The sequence below is a fragment of the Micromonospora sp. NPDC049114 genome, assembly GCF_040648635.1.
Lineage (GTDB): Bacteria > Actinomycetota > Actinomycetes > Mycobacteriales > Micromonosporaceae > Micromonospora.
Genome location: NZ_JBEZEA010000006.1, coordinates 1 through 20489, shown reverse-complemented (window position 1 = coordinate 20489; position 20489 = coordinate 1). Strand labels below are relative to the sequence as shown.

The 20489-nt window shown below is 72.2% G+C and carries 15 protein-coding genes, 1 rRNA gene and 1 pseudogene; 4 read left to right on the top strand and 13 right to left on the bottom strand.

Annotation, left to right across the window (positions count from 1 at the left end; genetic code table 11):
* Window positions 1-5: 5 nt before the first annotated feature.
* Entirely contained in the window at window positions 6-1541 is a 1536-nt protein-coding gene (locus AB0B39_RS18615; RefSeq protein WP_357574916.1) for a DUF6114 domain-containing protein, read from the bottom strand.
* A gap of 71 nt (window positions 1542-1612) precedes the next feature.
* The gene (locus AB0B39_RS18610) at window positions 1613-2236 is read right to left on the bottom strand and encodes a DUF6230 family protein (RefSeq protein ID WP_357498666.1); all 624 of its coding nucleotides are present in this window, start codon (window positions 2234-2236) and stop codon (window positions 1613-1615) included.
* Between the two features lie 390 nt (window positions 2237-2626).
* Between AB0B39_RS18610 and AB0B39_RS18605 the strand changes: the two genes are divergently transcribed.
* Window positions 2627-3370 carry a class I SAM-dependent methyltransferase gene (locus AB0B39_RS18605; protein WP_234583225.1) on the top strand — a complete coding sequence of 248 codons (744 nt, stop codon included), beginning with the start codon at window positions 2627-2629 and terminating at the stop codon, window positions 3368-3370.
* A 73-nt stretch (window positions 3371-3443) separates the two neighbouring features.
* Here AB0B39_RS18605 and AB0B39_RS18600 read toward each other — a convergent pair whose 3' ends face one another.
* On the bottom strand, window positions 3444-4487 hold the full coding sequence (locus AB0B39_RS18600) for a DUF3068 domain-containing protein (protein WP_357498664.1): 1044 nt from the start codon (window positions 4485-4487) through the stop codon (window positions 3444-3446).
* A gap of 152 nt (window positions 4488-4639) precedes the next feature.
* Between AB0B39_RS18600 and AB0B39_RS18595 the strand changes: the two genes are divergently transcribed.
* Window positions 4640-6103, top strand: a complete 1464-nt coding sequence (locus AB0B39_RS18595; RefSeq protein WP_357575046.1) for an acyltransferase — start codon at window positions 4640-4642, stop codon at window positions 6101-6103.
* Between the two features lie 2034 nt (window positions 6104-8137).
* Here AB0B39_RS18595 and AB0B39_RS18590 read toward each other — a convergent pair.
* The 5 genes and pseudogenes from AB0B39_RS18590 to AB0B39_RS18570 form a co-directional block, all read right to left on the bottom strand.
* Window positions 8138-10141 (bottom strand): annotated as a pseudogene (locus AB0B39_RS18590) (alpha-(1->3)-arabinofuranosyltransferase family protein); the annotation flags it as partial.
* A 59-nt stretch (window positions 10142-10200) separates the two neighbouring features.
* The gene (locus AB0B39_RS18585; RefSeq protein ID WP_357574915.1) at window positions 10201-11652 is read right to left on the bottom strand and encodes a glycosyltransferase family 4 protein; all 1452 of its coding nucleotides are present in this window, start codon (window positions 11650-11652) and stop codon (window positions 10201-10203) included.
* Window positions 11649-12455, bottom strand: a complete 807-nt coding sequence (locus AB0B39_RS18580; RefSeq protein WP_357498660.1) for a glycosyltransferase — start codon at window positions 12453-12455, stop codon at window positions 11649-11651. Before AB0B39_RS18580 ends, AB0B39_RS18585 begins: the two co-directional genes overlap by 4 nt.
* 30 nt (window positions 12456-12485) lie before the next feature.
* Window positions 12486-12647 (bottom strand): hypothetical protein, encoded by a 162-nt coding sequence (locus AB0B39_RS18575; protein WP_234583219.1) that lies wholly within the window; start codon window positions 12645-12647, stop codon window positions 12486-12488.
* Entirely contained in the window at window positions 12644-14371 is a 1728-nt protein-coding gene (locus AB0B39_RS18570; RefSeq protein ID WP_357574914.1) for a hypothetical protein, read from the bottom strand. The genes AB0B39_RS18575 and AB0B39_RS18570 overlap by 4 nt, the downstream gene beginning before the upstream one ends.
* A 227-nt stretch (window positions 14372-14598) precedes the next feature.
* On the opposite strand from AB0B39_RS18570, the gene AB0B39_RS18565 reads away from it, so the two are divergent.
* Window positions 14599-15879 (top strand): polysaccharide biosynthesis protein, encoded by a 1281-nt coding sequence (locus AB0B39_RS18565; protein WP_357574913.1) that lies wholly within the window; start codon window positions 14599-14601, stop codon window positions 15877-15879.
* On the opposite strand, the gene nudC is transcribed toward AB0B39_RS18565, so the two are convergent.
* Window positions 15776-16693, bottom strand: coding sequence for an NAD(+) diphosphatase (gene nudC / locus AB0B39_RS18560; RefSeq protein ID WP_357574912.1), 918 nt, complete (start codon window positions 16691-16693; stop codon window positions 15776-15778). The two genes, AB0B39_RS18565 and nudC, sit on opposite strands and share 104 nt — an antisense overlap.
* A 197-nt stretch (window positions 16694-16890) precedes the next feature.
* On the opposite strand from nudC, the gene AB0B39_RS18555 reads away from it, so the two are divergent.
* The gene (locus AB0B39_RS18555) at window positions 16891-18714 is read left to right on the top strand and encodes a VanW family protein (protein ID WP_357574911.1); all 1824 of its coding nucleotides are present in this window, start codon (window positions 16891-16893) and stop codon (window positions 18712-18714) included.
* Window positions 18715-18741: 27 nt separating this feature from the next.
* Here AB0B39_RS18555 and AB0B39_RS18550 read toward each other — a convergent pair whose 3' ends face one another.
* From AB0B39_RS18550 to rrf, 4 genes are all read right to left on the bottom strand, one after another.
* On the bottom strand, window positions 18742-19680 hold the full coding sequence (locus AB0B39_RS18550; RefSeq protein WP_357498650.1) for a cyclase family protein: 939 nt from the start codon (window positions 19678-19680) through the stop codon (window positions 18742-18744).
* 38 nt (window positions 19681-19718) lie between these two features.
* The gene (locus AB0B39_RS18545; RefSeq protein ID WP_357498648.1) at window positions 19719-19949 is read right to left on the bottom strand and encodes a hypothetical protein; all 231 of its coding nucleotides are present in this window, start codon (window positions 19947-19949) and stop codon (window positions 19719-19721) included.
* A 70-nt stretch (window positions 19950-20019) separates the two neighbouring features.
* A complete protein-coding gene (locus tag AB0B39_RS18540) occupies window positions 20020-20223 on the bottom strand; it encodes a helix-hairpin-helix domain-containing protein (RefSeq protein WP_357575045.1) in 204 nt (67 codons plus the stop codon).
* Between the two features lie 181 nt (window positions 20224-20404).
* Window positions 20405-20489, bottom strand: a 5S ribosomal RNA gene (rrf, locus tag AB0B39_RS18535); the annotation flags it as partial.

Genomic DNA, 20489 nt, shown 5'->3' with positions numbered 1-20489 from the left:
GCCGCTCAGGTCAGACTCAGCGCCAACGCCGGCTCGGCGGTAAGTGTGTTGCTCGTGACGTACGCCAGGTCGATCACCGGGTCGGTGAACGTGACCTCGAAGGGCAACGTGACAGGGATGCCGTCCGGCAACGGCAGCTCCGGAGTCAAGGTGAGCTTGAGGCCGAGCAGCTTGCCGACGAACCGGGTGGAGTAGAAGGCCACGTCACCGCTGACGGTAAGCGTGTCGGTCGCGTACCGCTGGGTGCGCCCCGATGGGCCGTCGGCTTGCAGGACGAATTTCTTGGTGACCGCCTGCTTCATGCTGAACTTCAGCACCTTGAGGTTGCCGTTCTCGGTGCGCAGTTCGGTGATCCCGTCGAACCGTAGACCGGTCATCTTGACCGAGGACCCGGTGAGCTTGGACGGCGTCTGCGCGACCTTCGGCAGGCTCGGGTCGGCGGCGATGCGCGGCAGCAGTTTGCCAGGTTCCGCCTTGCCCGGCTTGTCCGGCGTGCCGGGTTTACCCGGCTTGCCGGGTAAACCCGGCTTGGCAGGGGGCGATGGTGGGCAGGTGCCGGGGTCGGGGCGGGTGGTCGGTGTTCCGCTCGGCTGGACGCTTGGGCTCGGCGACGGCGAGGGGCTCTCCTGACGGCCCCCGCCGGTGAACAGGTCCCCGATCCCGTGCAGGATGTCGCCGATCAGGCCCCGACGCTGCTCCGGACTGGGCGTGGGTGTCGGCGTGGCCGCGCTGCGGCTGGGCGACGGGGTGGCCGTCCGGGACGGCGTGGGACAGGCGGTGGTGGTGGGGCGGCTCGGCGCGGCCTGCACCGCTCGAGGCTGGACGGCCAGACCGACGGCGGCGAGGCCCAGCACCACCAGGATGATGCCGAGCGCCCGCGGATCGGTCGACCGTCCCGGCCACTTCGGGGGCGGGCCCGCGTCGGCCAACCCCCTCTCCGGAATGGGCTGCCGCTCCCGGACGACCCGCTCGGGGACGACCTGTTCAGGAGCGACCTGCTCGGGGACGGCGCGCTCGGAAGCGACGGGCTCAGAAGTGACCGGCTCGGGGACGTCCTGCGCGGGGACGTCCTGCTCTGCATCGACCTGCTCGGCGGTGGGCTGCTCGGCGGTGGGCTCGTCTTTTACGGCCGTCGCTGGCGGGGGCGGGCTGGTCGGCGTCCAGGCGAAGGCCAGCGCGCTACCGACGATGCCGAGCAACAGGCCGACGAAGAAGCCGCCGAGGTTGAGCCCGATCAGCGAGTAGACCGCGGTGACCGCCGCGACGATCGAGTAGAACAGCCGCTGCGCCGGAGTGAACCAGAGCAGCAGACCACAGGCCACCAGGATGACCGGGATGAGCAGGGAGAGCAGACCGGTGGCGCCACTGTGGAAGCTCAGCCCGTTGAGCGTCATCCGGGTGGAGGCGAACATCTCCACCCCGGCCAGGGCGGTGAGAAGGCCACCCCAGAACGGGCGACTCCGTTGCCAGCGGCGAAAGCTCCGCCAGACCTGAGCCGTCGTACCGCCGGGCCGGGCGTGAGCCGGGTTGGTGGTTGTCACGTACTCCTCCTGGCGGAGCGGGGACGGGGACACGGGCTGGCCCGCGGTGGTCGACCACCGCGGGCCTCACCTCAGAAGCACTCTTTGCCCTTGGCGTCGTCGCCCACGTTGACCTTCAGCTTCAGCCCCACCAGGTTGAAGGTGGCCGCCGTGGTGTAGCGGGACACCTGCTCAAGGTTGGTGATGGTGACGTGATCGGAGTTCTGACCGAACGATCCGGCCTGCGCCGTCGGGTTCAGGTCTGTCGCGTCCCGGCCGATCTTGATGTTGGTGAAGGTCGCGTTGCCGCCCAGCGAGTCCATCGCGATGAGCAGGTCCTTCGCCCGGGCGGGCTCCTTGCCGTCGCCGGCGTTGATGGTGAGCACCACCGGCAGACCGGGGAGGTCGGCGCGGACCGACTGGCAGAGCTTGTACAGCTCGGCGCTGCTGATCTCGGAGAGGGCGACGGGGCGGACCTGGCCGGCCTTTCCGTCCTCGCCCTTCTCCCGGACGATGCCGCCGTACTGCTTGAAGCCGTCGCCCTCCAGCCGCTCGGCGCCGATCTTGAAGGTCTGACCCGAGACCGTGATGTCGGACGCGATCGCGCCTGTCGACATGCCGAAGAGGATGGCTCCGGCAGCGGCCGTGGCGGGCACCATCATGGCGGCGAATCGACGCCACCGGACACGACCCTGGTTGTCTAACCGATCCTGCACGGGTTCCTCCTGCGGGTGGATGGGCGCGGCGGCCGTTCGCGGCGGCCCACGCAGCGCCCGCCATCTATTACCGGCGGGTAACGATCGAGCTTGATCGTGCACCCGGCGCGGCACAGCTCACAACCCCCCGATTACTCGGTGGTAACACGAGGGCGACCCAGAGGTAGAGCGATGTCACGAAGCGTTCTCGTCGAGGGCGTCGCAAAATATCCACAAGCCTGTCAGATGTCGCATAAGGACTAGTCAGCGCGACCCAGAGTGAGCAATGCATCGACGGATTACAATCAGGTAACGGATGTAAAGTTCCCAGGTCAGGCGAGCCGTTCGGCTGGGGCCTCCCGGTCCGAACATCCCCGCCGACAGGACGCCCGGATGCCCTAGGGTTTCGGCGTGAATCTGAACGACGTACGACGCGACTGGACCAAGCTGGGCGCCGAGGATCCGCTCTGGGCCGTGCTCGTTCAACCCGGCAAGCGGGGCGGCCGGTGGGACGTGGACGAGTTCCTGGCCACGGGTCGCGCCGACGTCGAGGAGACGGCCACCTGGCTCGGCCAGCTCGGGCTGCCCACCCGCTGGGAACGGGTACTCGACTTCGGCTGCGGCGCCGGGCGGCTGTCGCAGGGGCTCGCCCCGCACGCCGACGAGGTCGTCGGCGTCGACATCGCGCCACCCATGCTGGAGACCGCCCGACAACTGGACCGGAGTGCCGGGAACATCCGCTTCGTCCTCAACGACGCACCGGACCTGAGCCAGTTCCCCGACGGCCACTTCGATCTCGTCTACAGCGCCCTGGTCCTGCAACACCTGCCGCGGCCCGCCATCGACAGCTACCTCGCCGAGTTCCTGCGCGTCCTGCGACCCGGAGGGATCGCCGTCGTGGGGCTGCCGACGGAGCCGGCGCGTACGGCCAAGGCCCTCATCTGGCAGGTCGTGCCGTTCCGGCTGATCAGCTGGGCGCAGCGCCGGCTGCTGGGCTATCCGGCGCCGATGAGCATGACCGCCGTGCCGGACGCCGACATGGTGCGGCTGGTGGCGGCGCACGGTGGGCACATCGTCGGGCAGCGCCCCGACCTGCCGTACACCGAAGACTGGGTGTGCACCCGCTACGCCGTGCGGCGCGACCAGCAGGCCTGAGACGCGAGGGCCGGCCGACCCGGAGGTCGGCCGGCCCTTCAGGTCGGCGTGCGGTGGTGCGGTGGTGTGGTTGTTACGGCTCGCTGCGCTCCACGGCGTGCCGGCCCCCGGTCGGCGCCGTGGTCTCCTCGACCGGCTCCGAGGACGCCTGCGCCGGCAGGTCGGTCGTCGGTCGGTCGTCGGCGGCCACCGGCGACGCGTCGGACCTGCGGCGGGTAGCCCGGATGATGATGAACAGACCGAGCAGGACCAGGGCGAGGCCGACGAGTCCGAGGACGATCGGCACCACAGTGGTCAGCAGGTTGATCTGGTCACGCGCATCCTTGGCAACCTTGGCCTGCTGCTTCTGGGTGTCCTCGGTGAAGGCGAGGGTCGCGTCGATCATCTTGACCTTGTCCGCGCCGGCCGCGTCCCGCAGGGTCTGGGCCTGCTTCTCCTGGCCCTTGACGATGACGCCGCTCGCCGGCTCCACCCACAGGGTGCGGGTGTTGGTGTAGAAGAGACCGGCGGTCACGGTGGGCTCGGTCGAGCCGACCAGCCGGCCCGGGACATCGATCTGCTTGATCTGGATCGGCTCGGCCGTCATCTCGAACTTGTAGACGGTCAGGCCCTGCAACTTCTCGGTGCTCACGTACTTGGCGGGGTACGCCTTGCGCGCGGTGTTGTCGAAGTACTGGTAGGTCTTCTTCTCGGTGCCGAACGGGAAGGTGTAGGTCAGCCCCTCGTGCTTGAAGGCTGTTCCGTTGATGTCCTCGGCGCAGCAGGCCACCGCCTCGGCGGTCCGCCGGTCGACGGCAACCCGGTCCGTGTTGACAGTGATCTCGGCCTTGCTGGCGTCGTCGATCACCCGGACGCCGACGTTGAAGACCGCGCGGTCATCGTTGCCGGCCCCGACATCGCCCCGCACCGCGCGGTGGGCTGTGAGGTTGACCCCGCTGCGCTCCGACAGGGTGGGGAAGTCGAAGACTGTCGCGTTCTCGGCCTTCGACACCGTCACCGAACTCTGATCAAGGGGCACCTTGACGAGAGCGGGCGCGACGGTCAACGGCGTCGCCACCGCCCCGGCGATCAGGAACGCGCCCGCCGCCACCAAGACGGCACCCGACGTAGGTCGCATGTAACTCCTCCCCTTGTAAAGACTCGACTGGCGGCTGACAGTACATGACGGGGCCGATTTCGGATATGGTCCGACGCGGCCTTCGGAAGACGTACCGACTCCGGTGGCACGTGGCCGTGGGGCCACCCCACCAAATGGGATGTTGAGGAACTGTGAGCCAACCCGTCAGACCCGACGCGAGCAACGGACAGGTAGGCGAGTCCGCGTCAAATACCGTCCGTTCGGATGGTTGGTTGCCGGCATTGGAAGGACTTCGCGCGGTAGCGGTACTGTGCGTCGTCATCCACCACGTCTCTTTTCTCAGCGGGTTGACCAACTCGTTCGCCCGCCTCGGAGGTGTGCTGGCCAGACTGGATGTCGGGGTGGCGATCTTCTTCGCGCTGTCGGGCTTCCTCCTCTACCGGCCATTCGCGCACGCCGCCATTCATTCGCAGGCGCACCCGCCAGTTCGGCGATACCTCTGGCATCGCGCGCTGCGTATTTTGCCCGGCTACTGGGCAATGGCGGTTGTCGCACTGCTGTGGCTCAACATCGATTACCTCAGGTCGGTCTGGGACTGGGCAGTTCCCCTCCTTCTGGCACAGATTTATCAGCCATTGCGACTTCCGGTCGGGATGGAACAGACCTGGAGCCTGGCTACGGAGGCGACTTTTTACCTGGCGCTGCCGGTGATAGCGGTGCTCGGTCGCCGAATGGGCGGTCGGACCCCGCTTCAGCGAGCCCGACGCCAACTGGCGCTCGGCGCCGTGCTCGTCCTCGCCGGCCTCACCTGGAACGCGTACGCGCACAACCCCGACTCGCCACTGCCGGGGCTCGCGGTGCTCTGGCTACCCGCCTTCCTCGACTGGTTCGGCATCGGCATCATGCTGGCCGTGCTCGCCTCCTGGCCCCCGAGCACGACCTCCCCGGTGCTCCTTGCCGGACTGACCGGGAGCGGGCCCGGGCGAGGCGACGAGGACCTGTGGTCCGCCACGCCTCGCGGGCTGCGCGTCTTCACGTTCGCCCCGGGTACGTCGTGGCTCATCGCCGGCGCGCTGCTGTGGATCGCCAGTACGCCGATCGCCGGCCCACGCGGGGTCGAGCCCACCAGGCCGATCGAGTCGACCATCGAGCACCTGGTGTTCCTGCTCGTCGCCTGGTTCCTGATCGCCCCCCTCGTCGGCCCGGGCGCGGGCGGGGTGCCGCGGGCGTTCCTCGACCAGCCGGTGATCAGGTTCGTCGGTCGGATCTCCTACGGCATCTTCCTCTGGCACCTCCTCGCCCTCGAGGTCTGCTTCCGCCTGATCGGGTTCACCCGGATGAACAGCTCGTTCTGGGTGCTCCTCGTGCTCACGCTGGCCCTCACCATCCCCGCCGCGGCGGCCACCTACTACCTCATCGAGCGGCCGACGCAGCGCCTGCGCAGATTCCTTGCGCGGCGGCACAACCGACGCGGGCCCGGAATCGTCGCGGCCGACACCCCGCTCCAGACGCCGGTGCCGGCGTTGCAGGCGGCGGGTCCAGCCGAGCGCCCGGCCCTCCCGGCGCGACTCGTAGCGCCCGCGGACCCGGCGGAAGCGCAGCACCAGGGCGGCGATCGCGACGAGGAGCAGGCCGGTCGGAACCGTGACCAGTAGATCGGCCAGCCGGTCCGAGGAGATCCGGGGCTGCCACCAGCGCTGGGTCCCGTAGGCCGCCAGCCCCACCGCTGCCGGCACCCAGATCCAGCTGGGGCTGGGCATCCGGCGTCGGTGCAGCACCACGACCACTGCGGCGCAGCCGAACCCGACCAGGCCCCCCAGCAGCGCCGGCACCCCCAGTGCGAGCACCGGAGCGGTGGGCATCGTCGCCGGGACGATCGGGTACGACGGTCGGTGGCGACGCGCGGGGAGCAGGGCTGCGACGACCAACAGCAGCAGCAGTCCCCCGCCGACGCGCAGGACGAGGGCGTACCGCTCCCCGGGGGTGAAGTCCAGCTCCACCCGGCCAGCCGCGCCGGCCGGCACGAACCACGCCTGCTTCCACCCGTCCAGCCGGGTCGGTACGAGCCGGACCCCGTCGAGGGTGGCCCGCCAGCCCGGGTTGGCGTTCTCCGGTACGACCAGGTAACTGCCGCCGCCCGCCCCGACCTCCACCGACCGGCGCTGGTCGTTCCAACCGAGCACGGTCAGGGCCCGGCGGGGCGGCTCGGCGGCGGCGGGGCGCTGCGGCGGTTCACCGGTCAGGATCACGCTGTCGACGACGAACCGGTCCAACGGAGCCGAGACCTCGTTCGGGCCGGCGCGCAGAGCGACGCGGTCCTCGTCCGCCCTCGCCGTGGTCTTCGCCCCGGGCTTCGGGGCGGGGACGCAGGCGCGGTAGCGCAGCGGCCGCAGATCCCGCAGATCCCGCAACGTGCCGGTGGCCGTCGTCGGCACCGTCGCGCCGTTGATCACGATCGTCGGTCCCGCACCGCAGGGCAACGTCACGGTCTGGGAGAGGTCACGCGGCTGGTTGACCTCGGGCCCACCCTCCACGTCCACCCCGCTGAGGCCGACGGGCAGCGGCTGCGGCTCGAACATCGCCGTCGACCGGCTGACCCGCGGCACCGTCAAGGTCACGGCCACGACGAGGCTGCGGGTCCGCAGGGCGGGGAAGCGGGCGACGCCGTCCAGGCCGACAGTCACCTCCCGGATGCCGTTGTCGCCGGTGATCCGGACCGTCCTGGGTGGCGCCGCGACGAGGCTCGGCGCGAACCGCAGCCGCACCCAGCTCACGTTCCGCACCTCGGGCCAGCGCAGTCGTATCGTGGGCTGCGGGTCGTTCGGGTCCGCCCACCAGGCCGTGCCGTCGTTCCCGTCCGACAGCGCCCTCGACGAGGCGACCGGGTCGGCGAACCACGAACTCGACGTGCTGACCGTTTCGCCGCCCACCGTCTCGTCGTACACGGCGAGTGCGGTGGCGGGCGTGGCGCGCGCCAGGCCGGTGAGGCGGGGGGCGGAGGCGGCCGGCAGGTCGAAGCGGCGGGGCACCAGGCCGGTCTCCTCGCCCTGACGGATCAGGTCGGGAGCGCACAGGTAGTGGTCGTCGACGACGACGCAGGCCGGCCGGTCCACGGCCTTGCGGGCGAGGGCGACGACCTCCGGGGTCGCGGTGGCGTCGGGCAGCGCCGGCAGCCGCAGGTACCGCTGGGGACTCACCCCGGGCACGCGCAACTCCCGGATGCCCGCGCGGCGTCCCGGAACGTCGAAACCCGCGACGCCGTCGATGGTCACCCGAACCCAGCTGGTACGCCCCGACGGCAGCGCCAACCGCAGCGGCGTCCGCCCGGCGTCGACCACCGAGTGCACGTACGTCCCGCCCGCGGTGCTGACCTGGATCCTGGTGACCGGGGCGCCCACGACCTCGTCGTCGACCACCTGCACCTCCACCGACCCGGCTTGGATCTTCTCGGCGAAGCGGACCTCCATCCACTGGCCCACGGGTTTGCGCGCGCCGTCGGAGAGCCAGAAGGTGCCGCTGTCGCCGTCCACTGCCGCGAACGGCGTGGCGGAGGGGTCGCGCAGCCCGGCCGGGCCGGTGACGTCCGCCGCGCTTGTGGACGCCCGGACGTCGGCGATCCCGGCGTAGCCCGACGAGGTGATCGCCGAGCGCCATGCCGGGTCGAGGATGTCGTGGGCCGTCCGGGCCGAGGCCGGTCGTTCCTCGGTGGTCAACGTCCGCGAGGTGTTGCCCCGGACCAGCCCGAAGTCGACCTCCCGGTTGCGCAGGCTGTCGGCGAGGACCGTGCCTCCGGTCTCGGCCTCCGGAGCGTCCCCGTCGAGGATCACCGGCCGGTCGCCGAGCACGCCGGCGTCGCTGAGGTCCAGCAGGGTCTCCGGTGCGCCGACCAGGTTGAGCGGCTGCGCCGCGTCGGCGAGCGTGGCCTTGGGGGTCGGCCGGTCCACCTGGTAGATCTCCACCGCCCGGTACGGCTCGTGCAGCCCGTAGTCCCACGCTCCGGCGAGGTCCGGCCGCACGCCGCTGCTCGGGCCGAACGCGGCGACCCGGAACAGTCCGGGCGCGCTGTTCAGCGTCCGGTGCACGAGGACCGGCCAGGCGAAGCCTCCGACCGGCTGGCGGAGGTCGTTGCGGACGAGCAGGTACCGCACACCGAGCCGACCGAGCACGTCCGCCAACCCGGGGGAGGCGGTACCGGCGGCGAGCCGCTCGTCGATCGCGGAGAGCAGACGGGCGTTGCCCGCCGATCCGGCCGGCACCAGTGACCGCACCGCCCACGGCGAGTCCAGCAGGGGCTGGACCGGCTCGTCCAGCGAGCGCCCCCAGTCGTACTCGGCGAAGTTGCTGCCGGGCACGAGCAACGTCGTGCCGGGCCCGGCGTGCCGGTCGAGCCAACCGGTCGCCTGCCGCCAGTGCTCGGGCAACCCCCAGAAGCCGCCGCCGGCCGGGAGGCCCGCGCTTGCCGCGCCGCTGGTGACCGCGAGGAGCGCGACGGCGGTGGCGCCCAGCGCCACCCGCCGGGGTGCCATGTTGGTGGGTCGCGTGAACCGACGGATGATCGCGATCCGGCCGACGGTGTCCAGCATGTGCGCGGTGGCCAGGGCCAGCGGCAGGCGGAGCACGACGTCGAACTTGTGCAGGTTGCGCAGCGCGGCGAGCGGGCCGTCGAGGGCCTCCCGGACCGTCGTGGCGAAGGCCGCGCCGCCGTCGGACAGGTTCCCGGCGGTCAGGGTCAGCAGCCCGACCAGTGCGCCGACGAGCAGGAAGCGACGCTCCGGCAGGTCCCGACGGGCCAGCCCGGCCAACCCGAGGCAGGCGATCAGGCCGGTGAGCACGACCATCCAGGACGTCGTGACCAGCGCCCACCCGGAGCGCCACCAGGGCACGCCGTCGACGGCCAGGTAACCCACCCAGTGGGTCGCGCCGCGCACGGCCGAGGGGAGCGACGTCACGCTCGTCGTGACCGCCGCGCTCTCGGTGTACGGCAGGAACGGGAACCCGTAGCGCTGCAGGAGCAGCAACGGCACCAGCCACCAGAAGGTGGCCGCGACCACCGCGACAGTCCACGCGGCCAGCAGGCGGATCCGTCGCCAGCCGGGCGCACGCGTCACCACGAAGAGGAACGCCGGCAGCACGGCACACGCGGCGGCCGCCCCGTTCGCCCCGCCCATGCAGAGCACGGCCAGCCCGCTGAGCGCCGCCGCCCGCCGCAGCGAGCCACCCGCCGCCCCCTTGACCAGAGGCAGCAGCACCCACGGCGCGACGCAGTACGGCAGCAGCTCCAGCGAGACCGTGCCGACCAGGGACAGCGCGCGGGGCGAGAGCGCGAACACCACGCCGGCCATCAGCCGTGACGCCGGACCGCCCAGGTCCAGGGCACGCGCCAGGCGCACCACACCGGTGAGCGCCACGCAGAGCAGGGTGGCCATCCAGAGCCGCTGCACGAGCCAGGCCGGCAGGCCCATCGCCTCGCCGAGGAGAAAGAACGGCCCCATCGGAAAGAAGTAGCCGACCGCCTGGTTCTGGAGCGTGCCGAACTGCCAGTCCGCCGTCCAGAGGTGCGCCGCCCGCGCGAGGAAGCCGCCCGGGTCCAGGGCCATGTCCAGCTTCGTGTCCGGCACGATGAGCCCGGGCTCCTGGGTGACGCACAGACCGATCAGCGCGAGGCAGACCAGCAGCTCACGCAGGCGCCACACCGCCAGGGACACCGTCGCGGACGGTATACCGGCGGTGCGGCGAGCGGTCGACCAGGCGGTCAGCACTGCCGTACCGGAACTCCGGTGAGCAGTTCGTCGCCGCTGGCGTCCCGCTCGCTGATGTGCTCGGGCGCGACGCCCGCCTCGACGAGCACCTGCCGGACCGCCGCCGGAGCGGCGGCCGGCACCAGGATCCACAGGCCGTGCTCGTCGGTCGCCACGTGTCGGGTGTACGGAAGGAGGGGGGACACCCGGGCCAGGAGGCTCTCCGGCTCGTCCGCCCGGACCAGGACGGACGCGTTACGCGCCGCCCACGGCACCCGGCGCGGCGCGAGCAGGTCGCCGAGGACCGCGCGGACCCGCCGCCCGGTGTCCGCCCAGCGGAACGCCCCGCTCCACTGCCGACACTCGGCGGCCATCCGCTCGGCCTCGCCCGGAGCCGCGAGGGAGTCCAACGCCTCGTCGAGGCCGACGGCCAGGTTGCCCGCCGGGTCGTCGCCCTCACCGACCAGCCATCCGGTCCGGCCCGGCCGTACCGCGTCGCGCAGCCCGTCGACGTCGAAGGCGACGGTGGGCAGCCCGGCGGCGGCGGCCTCCACGACCACCAGACCCCAGCCCTCACCCCACGAGGCCGAGACGTGCAACCACGCGCTGGCCAGCAGCGCGTCCCGCTCGGTGGAGGGCAGGTGACCGTGCACCGTGACGACGTCGGCGAGCCCACGCTCGGCGACCTGCCGACGGATCGTCGCCACGTCCGGCCCGCCACCGACGACGTCCAGCCGCAGGTCGGGCCGCTGCGCCCGGAGCTGGTCGACGGCGTCGAGCACCAGATCCACCCGCTTGTGCCGGGTCACCCGGCCGACGCAGACGACCCGGGGTCGCGCGTCGCGAACGCCACTGCCGACGACCGGCGGTGTCGCCGCGTCCGCGCCGTTGGGTACGACCACCACCGGGCCGGCCCAGCGGAGCCGGTCCCGTACGGCCACTGCCGTCGACGGTGAGACGGCGAGCGTCACCCCCCGGCGGTAGACCCGTCGGGCGACCGGCCCCTCCAACCACGCCCCGAAGCGACCGACGAGCGGGCCGAAGTAGAGCCGGAACTGGCGGTCGTGCACGTGGTGGATCACGCAGACGACCGGCACGTCAGCCGGCAGGACCGCCGGGCTGAAGAACGGTATGCCGTTCTGGCAGTCCACGACGGCGTCGAACTGACGGCGGCGTCGCGCGAGCCAGCCCAGCACCCGGGGGTAGATGCTCCACCGCCCACCGACCCGGACGATCCGGATGCCGTCGCGGGTCTCGTCGCCGGGCTGGCCGTCCGGACGCGCGGTGACGAAGGTGACCTCCGCGCCGGCGGTCACCAGGTCGCGGGCGACCTGCCAGGCGTAGACCTCGGCGCCGCCGGCGTCCGGATGCCACGGGTCCTTCCAGTTGAGCACCGCGATCCGTCGACCCGCGACCACCGCGTCGGTGGTGGGAGCCGCAGCCGCCGGAGAGTGTCCGACACTCACGGCCGCAATCCAACGGCAGCGCCCCCGGTCACGTCCGTGCCGACCGGCAGGGCGACGACCGGCAGCGGCATCGCGGGTGCGACCTCCGCCCGGCGCAGCCGCCAACTGATCTTCGCGACGTCCACGAAGCTCTGCCAGCCGTGGCGGGCCGGGGAGAAGCGCGAGCCGGGCACGTCCACCCAGTTGACGGGGATCTCCACCAACCGGGCGCCCGCCCGCTCGGCACGGCCCAGCACCTCCACGTCGAACGCGAAGCCGCCGCACCGCAGGGGTGCGAACGACCGCCGCGCGACGTCGTTGCGGAAGAACTTGAACCCGCACTGCGTCTCGCCCACGCCGCGCACCACCTGCCGCACGGCACCGCGGAACGCCACCGCGCCCCAGCGCCGGAGCAGGCTGTGCCGCTCCTGCACCACCGACTCGGGGTGCGCCCGCGAACCGACCACCGCGTCGGCGCCCTCGACCAGGAGGCTGAGCACCTGGCCGAGGGTGTCCGGCGCGGTGGCCAGGTCCGCGTCACAGAAGCCGACGAAGCGCGCGTCGCTCGCCAGCACACCGGTACGTACCGCGAAGCCCTTGCCCGGTTCCGCGCACCAGAGCAGCCGGACGGGGACCGGGCCGCAAGGGGCGCCCGTCACCACCTCGGCGGTTCCGTCGGTGCTGGCGTTGTCGACAACGGTGACCCGGCAGGGCACACCGAGGTCGGCCAGCGCCGCCCGGAGCAGGACCAGGGTTTCGGGCAGCCGCAGTGCCTCGTTGTACGCGGGCACCACGACGTCGAGTACTACCGCATCTGACGACACGTCAGGAGGGAGGACCTCCATGAAAGGCCGTCAGCGCTCGCCGTACACGATGATGGGCTGTTCGACGTTCGCCGGCTTGGTGTTGGTGTTGGCAATGGTGGACGTCCCGATCGAGACGGCCGCAATGCCCAGCACGGCACCCACCGCCGCGGCGACGACCGCGATCAGGAGGGGATTGAAGGTTGCCTTCATTGACGGTCCCTTCGTCTTAAGTGACCGCACAGTAACATGCGTCGTCGGCGTGCGGCCGTGTGCGAAAGGGTGATCAACAGGGTGGCCCCGAGTATCGAATACCCCAACGCCGGACCAATACCGACACTCCCTGTCGAGCCGGTAGAACCGGCACCAGGCAGGCGAAGCAGGATCAGCGTCCCGTCCCGCTGGACCACCTCGGCACCTGCGAAACGCCCCTCGACCTCGGCCGCGCCGGGCTGATCGGTCTGGATGAGGACGTACCGCACGCCGAGCCGACGCAGGCCCGGGACCGGGTCACCGGGCACCGCCAGCGCCTGCGCCACCCGGTCGGCGTCCCGGCTCTCCCCACGGATCCGGTCGCGGCCGACAAGCACGTCCTGGTCCCCGATGACCGGCCGGCGGAACGCCCGCGGCGCCGGGTCGAGCATCGGGACGTTGCCCGCCCAGCGGTAGGCGCGGAACGACGCCCACGGCAGTGAGACCAGGCTGCCGCCGGCCGGATCGGTGTTCACCACCTCGCGGACGGCCGACCACTCGGCGGGGTACCGGACCGTGTCGAGCTGGCCGCCGAGCCCCCAGGCCAGGCCGGGCAGCAACGCCACCGGAGCGATCATCACCAGCGGGGCCAGCGGCCGGGCACCAGCCGCCACGAGCGACTCCACAAGCATGCCGAGGCCGACCGCCTGCACCAGCGCCAGCGGGGCGAGCAGTCGGGCACCGTCCCGGACGGCGCCGGCCAGCGGAACGTGCTCGACCAGCGCGACCATCCACTGGGCGCTCACCGGCCAGGCCGGCAGAACGGCGATCGCGGTGCCCACGGCCGCTCCGACGAGCAGGCCCCACCACGCGGCCGACGGCCACCGGCGACGGACCAGCGCGTACCCCCAGACCGCCGCCGCGGCCAGCACCAGCGCGAGCAGGGCGACCGGCCACCGGTCCCGCCCGATGGCTGCGGCATGGCGGCTCCAGACCCCACCGAGGGTGGCGACGCTGCCGAGCACACCGAGCGGTGTGTCGGCGCGGACGGCGAAAGCGGCGACGCCCCGCTCGTCGAGATCGACGACACCACCCCGGTTCGTCAACGCCACCAGCCACGGCGCGGTGAGGCCGGCGAGCGTCGCCGCCCCCGCGACCAACGCCCGCCACCGCCGCGCCAGGGCCAACGCCGGAGCGCAGGAGACCACCGCCGCCAGCACCAGCGCCGGACCGCCCAGCACCACCGCCAGCCCACCGGCGACGGACCAGCGCCGACCCGGACCGATGCCGCCGTCCGGCGGCCGCAGCACCCCGAGCACCCAGGCGTACGCCCACGGCAGGGCCGCGTACCCGGCGATCACCGCCCACTGACCGAGATGCAGCCGCCCGTACACCCAGGGATTCCAGACGTACGCGAGCCCGGCCGCGACCCGCGCCACCGGGTGGCTGACGGGCGCCAGCCGGGCCGCGCCCAGCGCGGCCAGGGCCAGGCAACCGGCCAGCAGCACCTTCTCCGCCACGTCGGCGGGCAGCAGCTGGGCCAGACCGACCGCGAGCAGTTCGCTGGGCACCGCCCGGGGCAGCTCCGTGCCGCTGCCCCAGACCATCGCGCCGAACGGCGGGTCCGGCACGAACACCAGGTCGTACCGCAGCACGTAACCCCGGCCCAGCACCGGCGCGAGGATCGCGAGGACCACCCCGACGCCGAGCGCCACCTCCGGCCACCACCGACGGAGCACGATCACGGCCCGCGACGGCGCCGGACGGGACTCCGGTGATCCTCGGCGCACACGGACCCCCACAGACCTGGACGGGAAGCGGGCCCGACGTCGCTCCCGGGGCTCCGGACAGCACTCTAGGCACAGGCGGGCGCGGGCGGTAGCTTGCCTGACTACGTCGACGCGCGACTCCGTGACGACGACGCGAAGCTCGGGGCGTGCACCGGTCCCCGGCGGAACCGACATGAGGCGCGATGACAGAGACGACGGCCGGCCCCGGCGCGGGCCGCCTTTCCGCGGCGGGCGCGGCGGTGGCCGGTGCCGCGATGGTGACGAACGGGCTGGCCTACCTGCTCCCGATGCTCGGTGCCCGGCACCTGGCGGCCGAGGGCCTGAGCGTCCTGGCCACGGTCGCGGCCCTCGTCGCGATCGCCGGCGTCGCGGGTGTCGGCCTGCAGATGGCGGTCGCGGTGCACCGGGCCCGGCATCCCGGCGCACCGACCAACCGGGTCACCCTCGTCACGACCGCCGTCGCCGCGGGCGCAGTCGTCGTGGCCGCGCCGCTGATGATGACCGCCCTGCGGCTGTCGCTGACGGTCGTGGCGCTGGTCGCCGGCACCACGGTCGCGGTCGTCCTGTCCGCCCGGTGGCTCGGCGAGTTGCAGGGGGAGCAGCGCTTCCTCCGTCTCGCGTGGGCGATGGGCGTGGTCGCCGCCGGGCGGTACGGCGGCATGATCGTCGCGCTGGTCCTCGGTGCCGATGTCGTCGACACCCTGGTCGCCGGCATGGTGACCGCATACCTGGTGCTGCCCGCGCTGGTCTGGATCGCCCGACCGGCCCGCCCCGCCAGCCCGGACGGGTCCGCCGCCATCGGTGCCGCCCTACGGATCCGGCAGGTGACCAGCGCCGGCACGGCCGCGCTCGCGATGCTCGCCGTGTCGTACGCGGACCTGATCTTCGCGCGCCAACTGCTGTCGCCGGCCGACTCCGGCGCGTACGCCGTCGGCACCGTGCTCACCAAGGGGGCTCTCTGGGCGCCGCAGGTGATCGTGGTGCTCGCCCTTCCCCGCCTGGCCGTCGGGGACAACCGCGTCCGCACGGCTGTGCTCGCGATCGTCGCGGCCTGCGGCGCCGTGCTCGTCGCAGCCTCGGCCCTGGCCGGCGGCCTCGCGTTCCGCCTGGTGGGCGGCGAGAACTACGCCTCCCTGGGCGAGTACGCCCCGTTCTTCGCCGCCACCGGCGCGCTCTACGCGCTGGTCTTCGCGGTCGTCAACGCGAAGATCGCGGCCGGTGCGCGGTGGCCGTCCGCGCCACTGTGGGTCGCGGCGGCCGTCCTGGCCGTCCTGACCATGGCCGTCGCACCCCGCACGTTCCAGGGGATCATGTGGTGCGCTCTCGGCACCGCCGCGGCGACCGCGCTGGTGATGATCCTCAGCCTGCCGTCAGCCACCGGCCCAGCAGGTGGTGATCGATCGAGTCCACCCGGCCGAGCCGACGACCTGCCGCGACCCGCTCCCGCAGCTCCGCCCGCGTGAACCAGCGCGCCTCCAGCAACTCCACGCCGTCCACGCACACCTCGTCGGACGTCGCGGTGGCCCGGAAGCCCACCATCAGCCCGGCGGGGAACGGCCACGCCTGCGACCCCTGGTAGGTCACGTCCGTGACGGTGATCCCCGCCTCCTCGGCCATCTCCCGGCGGACCGCGTCCTCCAGGCTCTCGCCGACCTCGACGAAGCCCGCCAGCGTCGAGTAGGAGTCCTGGGCAGCGCCGGCGTGCCGGGCCAGCAGGCAGCGCTCCGGCGAGCCGGGCGCCTCGACCAGCACGATGATCGCCGGCTCGATCCGGGGAAACAGCAGCCGACCACAATCCGCACCGGAACAGGTCCGCACGTGCCCGCCGCCGCCGGCGACGGCCGCCGCGCCGCAGGTGCCGCAATACCGCTGCTGCCGGTGCCAGTGCAGCAACCCCCGGGCGTACGCCTGGACCGCCGCGCCCGCCGGGTCGAGCCGCCCGACCAGGGCCCGTACGTCGACCGCCCGCGTCGCGCCGGCCATCTCGACGGCGGCGGGCTCGCTGAGCCCGGAGAGGTCCACGGCGAACACCGCGACGTCGTTGTCGAGCCCCAGGAAGACGGTCTCGGCGGCGGCCGACCGGACGAGCGACGCGCGCTCGGCCGTCAACCGGACCGGCCCGACCCCGTCGACCAGGCAGCGGTCGCGCCACAGCGGCAGCACCACAGTCGTCGGATCGGTCAGCAACGCGTCCAGTCGCGCCGCGTCGGTGCGCACCGCGCCCGCCCGGTCCAACCAACCGCCGCCGTACGCCAACACCCGCTCCGCAGCGTCCACCCCGCCACCGTGCCACGGCGGCGACCCGGCGTCGGCACCGACCCCGGCTCCGGGTCCCTCCCGACCCACGCGACACGCCGAACGACACGCGGTGGCAGCGCAGAGCGGGCGCAGCCGGCACGGACGGCCGAGCATTGGTTACCGTGGTGTCCTCCGGGAGGGGGGACCTCCCGTGGCACCTGGCGATCGAGGTTGCAGTGACGCTGTACGGCGACAAACGTCCACCCGCCGACGACCGACCCACCGTGCAGGTCACCGCGGTCACCTGGCCGGACGACGGACCGGAGGCGGCCACACCGCCCACGGTCACCGGCGAGCCGGACACCGGTGGACGCCGTCCGCGCCGGGTGCGGATGCTGCTCGCGGCCGGCGTCACCGGCGGCGTCCTCGCCGCCGTGGCGGGCGCCGGCGCCTGGGCGTACGCCGGGGACGTGCCCCGGGGCACCAGCGTGCTCGGCGCCGAGCTGGGCGGCCGCAGCCGCAGCGCCGCCGACCGGGAGCTGCGGGCCGAGCTGGCCCGGCGGGCGGCAGCCCTCGCCGCGCCACTGCGGGTCACCGTCGGGGAGCGCACCGCCGAGATCAACCCGGCCGATGTGGGGCTGGGCGTCGACGTGGCGGCCAGCGTGGCCGCAGCGGCCGAGGCCGACGCGCACCCGGTCAGCCGGCTGGTCGGCTCCCGAACCGTCGACCCGGTGGTCACCATCGACACCGCCCGGCTGGACGCGGCCCTGCGCAAGGTGCTCGGCGACCAGGTCCGCCCGATGACGATGCCGGCGATCACCTACCAGGGCACCACCCCGAAGGTCGTACGCCCCAAGCCGGGCCTGGCGTTCGACCCGCAGCGCTCCGCCGACGCCGTCCGCACCGGATGGCTGGCCGGCACCCCGGTCACCGTGCCGCTCGTGGAGAGCCAGCCGGCGACCACCGCCGAGGAGCTGGACCGGCTCGTCGCCGAGCTGGCCAGGCCGGCGGTCGCCGCGCCGGTCACCCTGCGCACCGGCAAGGGCTCCGTGCGGGTGCCACCGGCGGCCATCGCAAAGAGCCTCCGGTTCACCGCCGACAAGGCCGGCAAGCTCACCCCGGCGGTCGACGTCAAGCGGCTGCGCGCAGCCCTCGGCGACGACCTGCTCGCGATCGAGGTGCCGCCGAAGAACGCGTCGATGACCATCTCCGGTGGCCGCCCCAAGGCCACCGACGGTCGTCCCGGCCAGCAACTCGACAGCGCGGCCCTGGGCCGTGATCTGTTGGCAGTGCTGCCGAAGTCAAACGGACGCGAGGTGACCGGCGAGCTGAAGGCCACCCCGCCGGAGCTGACCGCGGAGAAACTGGCCGGCCTGGGCATCAAGGAGCGGGTCTCCACCTTCACCACGCGGTTCACCGGCGGCATGGCGTCGTCCCGCAGCCAGAACATCGCCACCATCGCCAAGGAGGTGGACGGCACTGTCGTGCTGCCGGGCAAGACGTTCTCCCTGAACGGGCACACCGGCGAACGCGGCTACGAGCAGGGCTACCGGGACGCGCCGGTCATCCTGGACGGCAAGCTGGTGCCGGGCGTCGGCGGCGGCACCTCGCAGTTCACCACCACCCTGTTCAACGCCACCTACTACGCGGGCCTGGAGGACGTCGAGCACAAGCCGCACTCGTACTGGTTCGACAGGTACCCGGCCGTCATCGAGTCGACAATCTTCTGGCCCAGTCTGGACTTCAAGTTCCGCAACAACACCGAGTACGGCCTGCTCATCGACACCTCGTACACGTCGAGTTCGGTGACCGTCTCGATCTGGAGCACGAAGATCTACGACAGCGTCAAGACCGAGTACGGCCCTCGGCGCAACATCACCACGCCGAAGGTCATCCACCTCGAACCCGGCCCGACGTGCATTCCGAGCAACGGCATCAACGGTTTCGCCCAGGACGCCTTCCGGGTCATCAAGAAGGGCGGCGTGGTCGTCAAGCGGGAGAAGTTCACCTGGCGCTACGACGCGGAGCCCCGCTACGTCTGCGGTCCCAAGCCCTCCTGAGCCTGGGCGGCCGTCCGCACCCCGTGGTCAGAATGTGGCGATCGGGTTGACCGGGCTGCCGGACGTGCCGGCGAAGCGGACCGGCGCGACGGCGAGCTGGAAGTCCCACTGGCCCAGCTCGGCGGCCGTCGCCGTGCACGCCTCCAGGTCGCAGTTGTCGAGCAGCCACAGACCCATCGCGACAAGACTCACGGCGTGCACCGGCATCAGCACGTCGTCGTACCCCGACGGCTGAACGTCCTGCGGACTGTCGGCGCCGATCAGCGCGACCTGCCGTTCGTGCAGCCACGGCAGACAGGACGCGTGCCAGCCGGCCTGGGTGAAACCGCCGGCCGCACCGGATTCGTGCCGGAAGCGGCCGTAGCCGGTCCGCAGGAGTACCGCATCGCCGGGACGCACCTGGACACCCTGGCGGCGCTCGGCCTCCTCCAGGTCCTCGGGAACGACGCCCTGGCCCGGCTCCAACCACCGCACACCGCGGGCCCCCGCGACGTCCAGCAGCACGCCACGCGTGACGATCCCGTCCGCCGCGGCGGTGACGGCCGCCCACGCCGATCCCGTGGCGGCGTCGACCAGCGAGTGTGAACGACCGTTGTACATCGTGCCGTCCCAGAAGAGGTGGCACGGCGAGTCGAGGTGGGTGATGGTGTTGCCGTGGAAGGTCATGCCGAGTCGCTCGGACGAGAAGCCCCACCGCCGGTCGGCGTGGAAGGCGGCGACCGGCATGTTCTCCGCGCCCGGCATGTCGGCGGCGCACGGGCACGACATCGTCGCCCGCTCCATCTCCTCCGGTACGGCGACCTCCCACGCGCAGGACACGCTCCGGCCATGGCGTACGGCCCGCGCCGCTGCCAGCCGGACGTCGTCGGTGATGTGGTTCAGGGTGCCGAGTTCGTCGTCGTCACCCCACCGTCCCCAGTTCGACAGCGTGTCGAAGTATCCGAGCACGTCGTCCTGAGTGGGCATCGGTCGCTTCGGGGGCGTCCCCGCATCGACATCTCCGGTCACGCGGTCTGACCCTTCGCATCGGCGGACGGCAGCGGAACCAGGCGCTCTTCCTGTACTCGGATCTCGGCCCGGTACCGGGTCGCGGCCGGGTGCCACATCTCCTCGAACGGCCCCATCACCTCGCCACCGACACCGCGGCGACGACCACGGACGCCCAGCCACGCCAACGCACCCAGTACCGCGGCAACGCAGCAGGCGAAGACCAGGAGGATCAGGAGGTCATCCACACGACCGAGCCTAGTGGCCGTCTGCATGCCCACACCACGCCCGACGCCGGAGCCAGGTGACGGTGGACTACTAACCCAGACTCAGGTTGTGCTCCTCAAGCGCGCTCTGAATGATCTCGAGGGCTTTCGGACCCATGCCATGTAGCTTGGCCAGCTCAGTACGCGGCACCCCGGCAAGCTCACCCAGAGCCGTGTAACCAACGTTGTTCAAGGCCCGCGTCGCTGGTGCACCGATCTTGGGCAGGGTGTCGAGGGAAGAGTCCACGCTCCTCATGATGTCGGGTCCGGTCCACAACTGCACCGTCACCACGTATCGCACCGCGATCCGCCCCAGCCGCGTCCACGCCGAGGCCAATTGACATTGGAGTTGGAGGCCAGGCACCCGTTCACCGGTGGCCGGCGCCCGGTGAACGCAGAAAAGGCCACCCCATTGGGGTGGCCTTTTCTGGAAGATTGTCCGGCGGTGTCCTACTCTCCCACACCCTCACGAGTGCAGTACCATCGGCGCTGGAGGGCTTAGCTTCCGGGTTCGGAATGTAA

What these genes read in the sequence shown, in the direction of transcription:
- AB0B39_RS18565 (WP_357574913.1), top strand. Translation starts at nt 14,599, where the DNA reads ATGACAGAGACGACGGCCGGCCCCGGCGCGGGCCGCCTTTCCGCGGCG.
- AB0B39_RS18550 (WP_357498650.1), bottom strand. Translation starts at nt 19,680, where the DNA reads ATGCCCACTCAGGACGACGTGCTCGGATACTTCGACACGCTGTCGAAC.
- AB0B39_RS18575 (WP_234583219.1), bottom strand. Translation starts at nt 12,647, where the DNA reads ATGAAGGCAACCTTCAATCCCCTCCTGATCGCGGTCGTCGCCGCGGCG.
- AB0B39_RS18540 (WP_357575045.1), bottom strand. Translation starts at nt 20,223, where the DNA reads ATGAGGAGCGTGGACTCTTCCCTCGACACCCTGCCCAAGATCGGTGCA.
- AB0B39_RS18600 (WP_357498664.1), bottom strand. Translation starts at nt 4,487, where the DNA reads ATGCGACCTACGTCGGGTGCCGTCTTGGTGGCGGCGGGCGCGTTCCTG.